Consider the following 11034-nt stretch of genomic DNA (forward strand, 5'->3'; position numbering starts at 1 on the left):
CCACACGCGCTTCGAGCTGCAGCGCCTGCATGGCATGGGCGAGGGCGTGTACCGCGAGGTGCTGCGCGAATCGGATGTGGGCTGCCGCGTCTACGCCCCCGTGGGCGCGCACCGCGACCTGCTGGCCTACCTGGTGCGCCGCCTGCTGGAGAACGGCGCCAACTCCTCCTTCGTGCACCAGCTGGCCGACGAATCGGTGGGCCTGGATGCGCTGCTCGAATCGCCGGTCGACCATTGCGCGCGCGAGGACGGCGAACCCGCTTTCGCCTTGCCCGCGCGCTTGTACGGCGTGCAGCGACCCAACAGCGAGGGCCTGGACCCCAGCGTGGCCGTGCACCGCGAGCGGCTGTTCAATGCCTGGCGCCAGGTGAGCGTGGCCCGGGTGCCCGAGGCCCGGCCGGGCGAGGTCGACGTCGCCGCGCGCCGCGCCGCGGACGCCTTCGCTGCCTGGAACCACCGCCCCGTCGCCGAGCGCGCCGCGATCCTGCGCCGCGCGGCCGACGCCATGCAGGCGCAACTGCCGCCGCTGTGCGCCCTGCTCGTGGCCGAGGCGCACAAGACCTGGCCCGACGCGATCGCCGAGGTGCGCGAGGCGGTGGATTTCCTGCGCTACTACGCGGCCGAGGCCGAGCGCTTGCTGGCCCCTGTGGAACTGCCCGGCCCGACGGGCGAGCGCAACACCCTGCGCCTGCACGGACGCGGCGCCTGGGTCTGCATCAGCCCCTGGAACTTCCCGCTGGCCATCTTCACGGGGCAGGTGGCGGCGGCGCTGGTCACGGGCAACACCGTGTTGGCCAAGCCGGCCGAGCAGACCCCCGCCATCGCACAGGAGGCCGTTCGCCTGCTGCACGCGGCCGGCGTGCCGGCCGAGGCGCTGCAACTGTTGCATGGCCCGGGCGAGACCGTGGGCGCCGCGCTGGTGGCCGAGCCGGCCGTGGCCGGCGTGGCCTTCACCGGCTCCACCCCCGTGGCCAAGGCCATTCAGCGCGCGCTCGCGGCCAAGGACGGCCCGATCGTTCCCCTCATCGCCGAGACCGGCGGCGTGAACGCCATGCTGGTGGACAGCAGCGCCCTGCCCGAGCAGGTGGCCGATGCCGTGGTGCAAAGCGCCTTCCGCAGCGCGGGCCAGCGCTGCTCGGCGCTGCGACTGCTGTGCGTGCACGAGTCCATCGCCGACGGCGTGCTCGACATGGTGCGCGGCGCCGCACAGGCGCTGGTGGTAGGCGATCCGACCGATCTGGCCACCGACGTCGGCCCCTTGATCGATGCCGAGGCCTTCGATGGCGTCGCGCGGCACCTGGCGCGCCTGCGCACCACGGCGGCGGCGCTGCTGACCGGGAGAGAGGACGCGGCCACGCAGACCGTCGCGCCGCAAATTTTTGAAATCCGCCAGGTCGCCGAGGCCTCGCAAGAGATCTTCGGCCCCGTGCTGCAGGTGCTGCGCTGGCGCGGCGACCCGAAGGACGTGATCGCCCAGGTCAATGCCCTGGGCTACGGCCTCACCCTGGGCCTGCAGACCCGCATCGACAGCCGCGCCCTGGCGCTGGCCGCGCAGGCGCGCGCGGGCAACGTGTACGTCAACCGCAACACCATCGGTGCCGTGGTGGGCGTGCAACCCTTCGGTGGCGAGGGCCTGTCGGGCACCGGCCCCAAGGCCGGCGGGCCGCACTACCTGCCGCGTTTCTGCGCCGAACAGACGCTCACCATCAACACCACGGCGGCCGGCGGCAACGTGGCGCTGTTCAGCGCGTGAGAAGCGGCCCGTTCGCGGCGGCGGGGCGCGGCGTACAGTCGCGGCCATCCCTTTCCACCCGCGACGCCCCATGGCCGACACACCGACGAGCAGCGACCCGCAACGCATCCAGCAGTGGCTCGACGAGCACCGCATCACCGAAGTCGAGTGCCTGATCCCCGACATGGCGGGCCAGGCGCGCGGCAAGATCGTGCCGCGCCACAAGTACGACCCGGCCGTGGGCCTGCGCCTGCCCGAGGCCGTGCTGACGATGACGGTGACCGGCGACTACCCCGAGAAGGACTACACCTCGGTGGCCGACCCCGACATGCAGCTGCTGCCCGACGCGTCCACGCTGCGCCCCGTGCCCTGGGCCAAGGAGCCCACGGCGCAGATCATTCACGACTGCTTCTCCTTCGACGGCAAGTCCGTGGACCTGTCGCCGCGCAACGTGCTGCGCCGCATCCTCCAGCTCTACTCGGACGAAGGCTGGCGGCCGATCGTCGCGCCCGAGATGGAGTTCTATCTGGTGCAGGTCGAACCCGACGAGGACATCCCGCTGAAGGCACCCGTGGGCCGCACGCGCCGCACCGAGGCGGGCATGCAGAGTTTCTCCATGGACGCCATCAACGAGTACGACGACATCTTCGACGTCATGTACGACTGGTGCGAGGCCGAAGGCATCCAGCTCGACACGCTGATCCACGAGATGGGCACGGCGCAGATGGAAATCAACCTCGACCACGGCGACCCACTGCCATTGGCCGACCAGGTCTTTCTCTTCAAGCGCACCATCCGCGAGGTGGCCATCCGCCACCAGATGTACGCCACCTTCATGGCCAAGCCCATGCAGGGTCAGCCGGGCAGCGCCATGCACATCCACCAGAGCGTGGTGGGCATGGCCGATGGAAAGAACATCTTCAGCCGTGCGGACGGGGAGGCCTCGGATCGTTTCTTCCACTTCATCGGCGGCCTGCAGACCTATCTGCCCGCGGCCATCGCCTTCTTCGCGCCCTACGTCAACTCATACCGGCGCCTGTCGCGCTACACCTCGGCGCCGATCAACCTGAGCTGGGGCTACGACAACCGCACCTGTGGCCTGCGCGTGCCGCATTCGGTGCCGCAGGCGCGGCGGGTGGAGAACCGCCTGGCGGGGGTGGACGTGAACCCGTACCTGGCGCTGGCGGTGAGCCTGGCCTGTGGGTACCTGGGCATGAAGCAGGGCCTCAAGCCCACCGAGCCGTTGTCGGGCAGCGCCTACGAGCAGCCGCACCAGTTGCCGCGCCATCTGGACGACGCGGTGGAGAAGCTCATGCAGTGCACGCCGCTGGTGGAGCTGTTCGGGGAACACTTCATCCAGACGTATGCGGCGATCAAGGACACGGAGTACCGGGAGTACTTCGACGTGGTGAGTCCTTGGGAGCGGAGGTTTCTGTTGCTCAACGTCTGAGCGTTTTTTCTCCGGGGGACATTCGCGGAGCAAGGCACCCAGTGGCCGCGAGCCCGCGAGGTGTGAGCGAGAAACCAGCGAGGTGCAGCCGGAGAAAGCTCAGCCGACAACCACCATCCCAGACACAGGATTCGACAACAGCGCATCCAAGGCCTCGATCGGCAGCGGCTTGGCGAACAGGTGCCCCTGGAACTGGTCGCACCCCTGGTACGCCAGGAAGTCGCGCTGCTCGATCGTCTCCACGCCCTCGGCCACCACCTGCAGGCTCAGCGACTGCGCCAGCGCGATGATGGCGCGCGAGATCGCCGCGTCGTTCGGGTCGGTCAGCACGTCGGCCACGAAGGCCCGGTCGATCTTCAACTGGTCCAGCGGCAGCCGCTTGAGCAGCGACAGCGAGGAATAGCCCATGCCGAAGTCGTCCAGCGAGAGCGTCACGCCCAGCGACTTGAGCATGCCCATCTTCTCGATGGTGATCTCCATGCGGTCGGCCAGCAGGCTCTCGGTGAGTTCCAGCTTCAGGCGCTGCGGCTTGACGCCGCTGGCTCGGATGCAGGCCATCACCGAGTCCACGAAATCGGGGTGGCGGAACTGGCGCACGCTCACGTTGACGGCGATGCTGAGGTTGGCCGTCTCGGGCCGCTTCGACCACGCCGCCAGTTGCCCGCAAGCCGTCTCCAGCGCCCACAGGCCCAGCGGCAGAATCAGTCCGGTGTCCTCGGCCACGGGGATGAAGGCGATGGGTGACAGCAGCCCGCGCTCGGGGTGGTTCCAGCGCAGCAGGGCTTCCACGCCGATGATCATGCCGGCCTTGTCCACCTGCGGCTGGTAGTGCACCACGAACTCGCGCCGGCGCAGGCCGTCGCGCAGGTCGGACGCGGTGCGCGCGTTCTCGCTCATCTCCGCCTGCAGCGAAGGGTCGAAGAAGCACAGCGTGTTGCGGCCCATGGACTTGGCCTGGTACATCGCCAGGTCGGCCTGCTTGAGCAGCTCGCCCACGTCGGCCTGCGTGCCGTGGAAGATGGTGACGCCGATGCTGGGCGTGGCGAAGTGCTGGTGGCCGGTGAGCGCGAAGGGCTCGCGCAGGGTCTGCAGCACCTTGTTGGCCAGCACGCGCGCCTTGTGCGCCGCCGCCACCGGGCTGGGGCTGAGGTCGTCGGCCATCACCACGAATTCGTCGCCACCCAGGCGCGCCACCAGGTCGGTCTTGCGCACGCTGGCGGCCAGGCGCTGCGCCACCTTCTTGAGCAACTGGTCGCCCATCTGGTGGCCCAGGGTGTCGTTGAGGATCTTGAAGTTGTCCAGGTCGATGAACAGCAGCGCGCCGTGCTGGCCGCTGCGCGCGCTCACGCTCAGCGCCTGCTGCAGCTTGTCGAGCAGCAACTGGCGGTTGGGCAGGTCGGTCAGCGGGTCGTAGAAGGCCAGGTGGCGGATCATGTCCTCGGCGGTCTTGCGCTGCGTGATGTCGCGCCCCACCGCCACCCAGTGCGTCACCTCGTCGGCGCTGGGCTGCACCGACACCACCTCCAGCTCCACCCAGAACAGTGCGCCGTTCTTGCGCCGCACCATCAGCTCGGTGCGCGCCTTCTGCGTGTCGCGCAGACCGCGCGAGATCTCGCGCAGCTTGGACACCGCCGGATCCAGGTCGAGCAGCATGCCGGGCGACTGGCCCAGCACCTCGGCGCGCGAGTAGCCCGTGTGCAGCTCGAAGGCGTCGTTGACGAACACGATCTTGGGCTCGCTGCGCAATTCCTGCGCGCCCGTCTCGGCGATCAGCACGATGTCGTTGAGCCGCGCCACGCTGGTCTCCAGCAGCATGAGCTGCTCCTGCGAACGGCGTCGCTCGGTCACGTCGCGGAAGTACACGGCCAGGCCCTCGGCGAAGGGGTAGGCCCGCACCTCCAGCCACTTGCCCAGCGAGGCGAACCAGTCCTCCAGCTCGACGCGGCGGTTGGTCTGCAGGGCGCGGCCCAGGTGCTCCTTGAGCCGCTGCGCCAGCGCGGGTGCGAAGCCGTGCCAGACCTCCACCCCCAGCAGGTCGGCCGTGGTCTTCTGCAGCAGGCGCTCGCTTTCCTGGTTCAGGTAGGTGAAGCAGCACTGCCGGTCCAGCGTCACGAAGGCCTCGGTGATGCTGGCCAGCGTCGTCGTCAGGCGCATCGCCAGGCGCAGCGTTTCCTGCTGGGCCTGCTTGGTGGCCGAGATGTCGTGCACGGTGACCTGAACGCGCACGGGGTGGCCGTTCTCGTCCGTCACGGCCGCGCCCACGGTGCGCACCCACTTGGGCCCGCTCGACTCGATCAGCACCTGCACTTCCTCGTCGAAGGGCTCGGCGCTGGCGGCGCAGCGCTCCAGGCGCTGGCGCAGGCCCTGGCGCCATTCGGGCGCATGGTGCGCCAGCAGGTCCTCCAGCGTGCGCGGCGCCGCCTCGGGCACGATGCCCAGCAGGCTCAGCAGGCCGGCTGAACAGTCCACCCGTTCGCCGTCGGTTTCCACCGACCAACTGCCCAGGCCCGCCGTGCGTTCCACCAGCTCGATCTGCCCCTGGTGGCGGCGCTGCAGGGCCACTTGCGCCATCACCAGTTCGCGCTGGTGGCGCATGGCCAGCACGAGATCGGCCGCCATCTCGCTCACCAGGCCGATGCCGATCTCATTGCGGCGTTCGTCCCGCGCCTGGTGATCGAGCAGCAGCAGGAAGGCGCCCGGCGCGCGGTTCAGGGGCAGCCAGTGCAGGTGGTGGATCGCGCGGCGGCCGCGCCCCAGGTCGAGCGGCACCCAGCGCGCTTCGCGGCTGGTGTCGCCCACCCAGACCTCCTGCGGCCCCAGGGTTCTGGCGATCTCGAGGGCCAGTGCCTCCAAGGGCGCGTCCAGCCCGGCCCGGCCCAGCGCACGAACACCTGTATCCGAGCGTTCCAGCAAGAGCGCGGCGGCGCCGCGGCCCTCGCGCGCGGCCAGGTGGGCCATGCGGTCGAACGCCTCGCGCGCTTCAGGGAGCCGGGCGGTGTCGGAAACCTGCACATTTGGGTATCGATCGGCGCGCATGATGGCCTTAGGATAGCGGGCCTGGCGTGACGCGAACCACTTCGGCGTTCCGCGCCACCGGCAAGCGGCCGTGAACTACCGCACGCCACGCTGCGTGGCGACGGATTTTTGTAACTGACTTGTGACTTTTTGTAGCCTCTGCTCTAGGATCCGACCCATTGTCTTTGGTGCAGCCCTAGTCCCGGACACACTCCATGCAAGCCATGTCCACCACTGACATCCGACAGGATGGGGGAGCCCGCAAGGTGAGCGCACTCGCAGAACTCCGTCAACACAACGACGTATCCAGCCTGAAATCGGCTCTGCACCAGCTGTGCAGCGAATTCGGCCGCATTTCGCGCCTGGACATCCTCACGGCCATGCACGAAGGCACCAAGCAGGCGATCTGCTTCCTGCGCATGGAGCGGCCGGAGCAGGAGCAGCAGCTCATGAAGACCCTGGGCGTGGGCCGCTTCGGCGGCGAGGTGGTGTTCGTGCTCAACCTCAACGTGCCCAGCAAGCAGAACGATTTCGGCCCCTCGTCGCAGTGGTGCGACTCCGACATCTACTGAGCGGCCCCGGGGCCCGCTCCCACCCCCTTTAAGCCTTGCGTTCGCCGCTGCAGGCCCAGGTCGTCCAGTGGCTGGCGCAGCCGGGCGATGCGGTTCGCCAGGGCCAGCCGCTGCTCGTGGTCGAGGCCATGAAGATGGAGCACGAGCTGCGGGCCGACCGCGACGGGCGCCTGGCCGAGTGCCTCGTCGCGGCGGGCGACTCGGTGGATGCGGGCGACCCGCTCTGGCGCATCGACGCGGCGGCGATTCAGGCGCCGCGGCGCGACATCCCGGCTTCGGCGCCCGAGGCAGCGCCCCCCGAACGGGACGAGTTGCGCCGCCTGCGCGAGCGGCTGGCGTTCACTGAAGATGCCGCCCGCCCCGAGGCCGTGGCGCGCCGCCACGCGCTGGGCCTGCGCACCGCGCGCGAGAACCTGGCCGACCTGTGCGACGCCGACAGTTTCATCGAGTACGGTGCCCTCGCCGTGGCCGCGCAGGCCACGCGCCGCAGCGAAGCCGAATTGATCGCCCAGACGCCGGCCGATGGCATGGTCACGGGCATCGGCTCGGTCAACGGCGCGCTGTTCGGGGCCGAGCGCGCCCGCACGGCGGTGCTGGCCTACGACGCCACGGTGCTGGCCGGCACGCAGGGCATGCGCAACCACCAGAAGACCGATCGCCTGCTGGGCATCGCGCTGGACCAGCGCCTGCCCGTGGTGCTGTTCGCCGAAGGCGGAGGAGGGCGCCCCGGCGACACGGACATGCCCATCGTCGCGGGCCTGCACGTGGGCACCTTCGCGGCCATGGCGCGCCTGTCGGGGCGCGTGCCGAGCATCGGCATCGCGGCCGGCCGCTGCTTCGCCGGCAACGCGGCCCTGTTGGGCTGCTGCGACCTGATCATCGCCACGCGCGGCAGCAACATCGGCATGGGCGGGCCGGCCATGGTGGAGGGCGGCGGCCTGGGCCGGTTCCCGCCGGAGGCGATCGGACCCGCCGACGTGCAGCACGCCAGCGGCGTGATCGACCTGCTGGTGGACGACGAGGCGCAGGCCGTGGCGGCGGCGCGGCGTTGTCTGGCCTTCTTCCAGGGGCGCGTGGCGCCGGTGCCACCGCCGCCGCTGGAGCGTTTGCGACAGGCGCTGCCCGCGAGCCGCTCGCGCAGCTACGACAGCCGCGGGGTGCTGGAGGGCCTGGCCGACGAAGGCAGCGTGGTCTGGCTGCGCGAGGGCTTCGGCCTGGGCATCCACACCGCGCTGGCGCGCTTCGAGGGCCGCGCGGTGGGCGTGCTGGTGAACAACCCGCAGCACCTGGGCGGCGCCATCGACCCCGACGCGGCCGACAAGGCGGCGCGATTCATGCGCTGGTGCGACGCGCATGGTCTGCCCTTGCTGAGCCTGGTGGACACGCCGGGCTTCATGGTCGGCCCCGAAGTGGAGGCCCGCGCGCAGGTGCGCCACGTGAGCCGCCTGTTCGTCGTGGCGGCGGCGCTGCGTGTGCCCTTCTTCAGCGTCGTGCTGCGCAAGGGTTTCGGCCTGGGGGCGATGGGCATGACGGCCGGTGGTTTTCACGCGCCGGGCTTCACCGTGGCCTGGCCGGGGGCCGAATTCGGCGCCATGGGCCTGGAAGGGGCGGTGCGCCTGGGTTACCGCAAGGAGCTGGAGGCCGTGCCCGAAGGCCCGCAGCGCCAGGCGCTGTTCGACGAACTGCTGGCGCGCCAGATCGCCCAGGGCGCGGCGATCCCGATGGCGACCACACTGGAGATCGACGCGGTGATCGACCCGGCGGACACGCGGGCCTGGCTGTTGCGCGGGCTGGAAGGCGCCAAGCTGCGCGACGGACCCGCCGTGCGAACGGTCGATCCCTGGTGAGGACGGGCGAGGCGCCCGGAGCGCAGGGGCCTCAACCCAGAGACACCGCGGAACTGGCTTTGCCAGGCCGCTGGTGTCGCCCCCTTGAGGGGGTCGCGCGAAGCGCGGCGGGGGTGTTCACAACAGCTCGCCGAAGCCGGTGCTGCGCACGCCGGCGGTGGCCAGCGGCGGCGCGGTCTGGTTGATGTTCACCCAGAACTCGCAGACGTGCTTCATGGCGCTGAGGAACTGCGAGAACTCGGTCGGCTTGGCGATGTAGGCGTTGGTGCCGGCGTCGTAAGCGCGCAGCAGGTCGCTGGGTTCGGTGGACGAGGTGAGCACCACCACGGGGATGTTGTGCAGCACATCCGAACTCTTGATCTCCCGCAGCACGCCGATGCCGTCCAGCAGCGGCATCTTCAGGTCGAGCAGCACCAGCACCGGGTTGCTGCCCGGCCGGTTGACGAACTGGTTGCGCCGGAACAGGTAGTCCAGCGCCTGCATGCCATCGGAGACGTGTGTCACCCGGCCGTCGAGGCCGTGGCGCGACAGCGCGAGCTTGGTGAGCTCGGCGTCGTCGGGGTTGTCCTCGACGAGAAGAATCGCATCGGCGGTCTTGTTCATGGTTCCAGGGGGGCCGGCATGGAATCGGTGGGATCGGCGGCCCGCGGGCCATCGATCGGTAGAGTGAAATGAAAGACGCTGCCTTCACCCAGGCGGCTTTCCGCCCAGATGCTGCCACCGTGGCGTTCGACGATACGACGGGTGAGTGCAAGACCGATGCCCGTTCCTTCGAATTCCGACGCGCGGTGCAGCCGCTGGAACACGCCGAAGAGCTTCTGGGCGTACTTGGTGTCGAAGCCGACGCCGTTGTCCCGCACGGAGAAGGTGTAACCGCGCACCGGGTCCAGGTGCCAGCTCACGTCGATGATGGCGCGCTCGCGCGGTCGCGAGTACTTGAAGGCATTGCCCAGCAGGTTGGCCCAGACCTCGCGCAGCAGCAGGGCGTCGCCGTGCACGATGGGCAGGTCCGCCGCGATCTGCCAGTCCACCACGCGGCCATCGGTGTCGTGCGCGATCTGCGCGACCACGGCACTGACGAGGTGGTTGAAATCGACCGGCGCGATGTTCACCGCCGCACGGCCCAGGCGCGAGAACGCCAGCAGGCCGTCGATGAGCTGGCTCATGTGGCGCGCCGAGTTGCCGATGGTGGTGAGGTAGCGCGTGGTGGTCTCGTCGCGCTGCAGGCCCAGGTGCTCTTCGAGCAGGCTCACGAAGCTGGAGATGTGGCGCAGCGGCGAGCGCAGGTCGTGCGACACCGAGTAGGAGAAGGATTCCAGGTCCCGGTTGGCTGCCAGCAATTGCTCGGTGCGCTCGACGACGCGCTTTTCCAGCTCGTCGTTGATGTTGCGCATCAGGTCGTCGAGCTGCTTGGCGTCCGTCATGTCGCGGTTGATCTTGGCGAAACCCTTGAGGTCGCCGCGCTGGTCGCGCAGCGCGATCAGCACCGAGTGCGACCAGTAGCGCGAACCGTCCTTGCGCAACTGCCAGCTTTGCACGTCGTGCTGGCCGCGCGAGGCGGCCAGGCGCAGCATGCGTTCGGCGTCGGCGCGGCCGGCCGCTTCATCCACCGGGTCGAACAGCACGCCGTAGTGGCGGCCCAGCATCTGCACCGGTGAATAGCCGTCCATGCGCTGCGCGCTGTCGGTCCAGTCGGTGATGAAGCCGTTGGCATCGAGGAAGAAGATGCAGTAGTCGCGCAGGTTGTCCACCATGAGGCGGAAGCGCTGCTCGCTTTCCAGCAACTCGGCCGAGCGTTCCTGAATGCGCTGCTCGAGCTCCTCGTTGAGGTGGTTGACGCGCTCCTCCACGCGCTTGCGTTCGGTGATGTCGATGATCTGCACGAACACGCCGCGGACCTTGCCGTCCGGCCCGTGGTCGGGCAGGTAGTTCGCGCTCATGAAGATCGGCGTGCCGTCGGGCATGCGGCGCCAGGCCTCGAAGTGCTGCGAGGTACCGGCCAGCGCACCGGCCATGCGCGGTTCGATGTCGGCCCAGATGTCCGGCGCCACGCAGCGGCTCAGGTGCTGGCCCACGATGCGCTGCGGATCCATGCCGTAGACGCGCAGGTGCTCGGCGTTGGCGAAGCGGAAGTGCAGGCCGGCGTCGAGGTAGGCGATGAGCCCCGGGACACGGTCGGTGATGGACTGCAGGAAGTACTGCTGCTGGCGCAGCGCGTCTTCGGCGGCGCGCCGGCGGGTGATGTCCACCACCGTGGTGTTGCTGCGCAGGAAGTTTCCCTGCGCGTCGCGCACGGCGGCCGATGACAGCAGCGCGTAGAAGCGCGTGCCGTCGCGCCGCTGCATTTCGTACTCGACGCCCTCCAGCGCGTCGTCCTGCAGCATGCGGCTGGTGCGCGATTCCAGCAGCGCCACCTGG

General features: G+C 69.6%; 6 protein-coding genes and 1 pseudogene. 4 read left to right on the forward strand and 3 right to left on the reverse strand.

Annotated features, from left to right (window positions below):
* Both VLG41_RS14785 and VLG41_RS14790 read left to right on the forward strand, forming a co-directional pair.
* Positions 1 to 1753, forward strand: a 1753-nt coding sequence (locus VLG41_RS14785; RefSeq protein WP_325350162.1) for an L-glutamate gamma-semialdehyde dehydrogenase, incomplete at its 5' end; no start/stop codon positions are given.
* 70 nt (positions 1754 to 1823) lie between these two features.
* A complete protein-coding gene (locus VLG41_RS14790) occupies positions 1824 to 3182 on the forward strand; it encodes a glutamine synthetase family protein (protein ID WP_325350163.1) in 1359 nt (452 codons plus the stop codon).
* A gap of 99 nt (positions 3183 to 3281) precedes the next feature.
* Here VLG41_RS14790 and VLG41_RS14795 read toward each other — a convergent pair whose 3' ends face one another.
* Positions 3282 to 6194: a sensor domain-containing protein gene (locus tag VLG41_RS14795; RefSeq protein ID WP_325350164.1), complete on the reverse strand. Its 2913-nt coding sequence runs from the start codon at positions 6192 to 6194 to the stop codon at positions 3282 to 3284.
* A gap of 269 nt (positions 6195 to 6463) precedes the next feature.
* Here VLG41_RS14795 and VLG41_RS14800 point away from each other — a divergent pair, with 269 nt between their 5' ends.
* Positions 6464 to 6769 carry an RNA recognition motif domain-containing protein gene (locus VLG41_RS14800; protein ID WP_239478184.1) on the forward strand — a complete coding sequence of 102 codons (306 nt, stop codon included), beginning with the start codon at positions 6464 to 6466 and terminating at the stop codon, positions 6767 to 6769.
* A gap of 32 nt (positions 6770 to 6801) precedes the next feature.
* Positions 6802 to 8616, forward strand: a pseudogene (locus tag VLG41_RS14805) (carboxyl transferase domain-containing protein); the annotation flags it as partial.
* 117 nt (positions 8617 to 8733) lie between these two features.
* Here the strand turns inward: VLG41_RS14805 and VLG41_RS14810 are convergent.
* Positions 8734 to 9219: a response regulator gene (locus VLG41_RS14810; RefSeq protein WP_009519829.1), complete on the reverse strand. Its 486-nt coding sequence runs from the start codon at positions 9217 to 9219 to the stop codon at positions 8734 to 8736.
* Positions 9216 to 11034, reverse strand: a 1819-nt coding sequence (locus tag VLG41_RS14815) for a PAS domain S-box protein (RefSeq protein WP_325350165.1), incomplete at its 5' end; no start/stop codon positions are given. The genes VLG41_RS14815 and VLG41_RS14810, both read right to left, overlap by 4 nt.

It is taken from the genome of Hydrogenophaga sp., assembly GCF_035481345.1.
Lineage (GTDB): Bacteria > Pseudomonadota > Gammaproteobacteria > Burkholderiales > Burkholderiaceae_C > Hydrogenophaga.

Coding starts and splice junctions, on each gene's coding strand:
- VLG41_RS14790 (WP_325350163.1), top strand. CDS start 1,824: ATGGCCGACACACCGACGAGCAGCGACCCGCAACGCATCCAGCAGTGG.
- VLG41_RS14810 (WP_009519829.1), bottom strand. CDS start 9,219: ATGAACAAGACCGCCGATGCGATTCTTCTCGTCGAGGACAACCCCGAC.